This is a genomic window from Rhizobium aouanii (assembly GCF_037002925.1).
Taxonomy (GTDB): domain Bacteria; phylum Pseudomonadota; class Alphaproteobacteria; order Rhizobiales; family Rhizobiaceae; genus Rhizobium; species Rhizobium aouanii.
Genome location: NZ_JBAMYD010000057.1, coordinates 1 through 810 on the forward strand (window position 1 = coordinate 1; position 810 = coordinate 810).

The 810-nt window shown below is 57.7% G+C and carries 1 protein-coding gene; it reads right to left on the reverse strand.

Going from position 1 to position 810, the window contains the following annotated elements:
* Positions 1-159: 159 nt before the first annotated feature.
* Positions 160-810 (reverse strand): LysR substrate-binding domain-containing protein (locus V8P77_RS34695; protein WP_335916762.1); only part of this gene is annotated, 651 nt, incomplete at its 5' end.

Genomic DNA, 810 nt, shown 5'->3' on the forward strand with positions numbered 1-810 from the left:
CGAGCGCCGCGGGGCGATCCAGACAGATATTCCTCCGTGATCGACGCGGCCGCCAATGCTGCGGGGAGGGGACAACCGTACCGGCAGAATTGACGCGTCTCGCCAGCAAGGGTGCCACGCCGCCAACTCTACTGTCCGGGCTCCGATGAAGTTCGCGGATCAGAGGTGGGCCAGACTATACTCGTGCTGGGCCGGGTCGACGAGAGGCTCGGCCGTGGCATGCGGCGAAACCATACGAGACGCCTCTTCGAATAGCATTTCGCGCATCCAGAGGCTTGCCGGATCACTGTTGTGGGGCGCGGGCCATTGAACGGCCTCGGTGAATGGAAGGTGTAGTGGCAGCGGAAGCTCAACGATTCGGAGGGGCAACCGTGTCTTTTCGAAATGCTGTGCCAGCCGTAAGGGCATGGTTCCTATACGCTCGGTCCCTGAAACTATCGGCGGGAGCATGCTATAGCCCTGTACGAGGACGTCGATACGTCTATTGAGACCGTGCTCGCGCAAATACTGTTCCTCGATCCCTAGCCTGAGGGTATTCCCGAAATTCACCGCAGCGTGCCCCATCGACATGTATCTTTCGATTGTAAGTGGCTGTAACAGCTGTTTGTTTGAGCGACAGCCCACACACACGTGTACATCGTCGAACAATTTCGTTCGAGGATGAGCGTTCGATATGAAAATTTCAGGAAGAATTAGAAGATCGACGTCGCCGCGTCGGAGAAGGTCCACGTTGTCGTCGGTGGGAGGCCGAAATTCGAAGCTGACGGCGGGAGCTTCACGCGCCGCACGCTCCACAATCCTTTCAAAAAA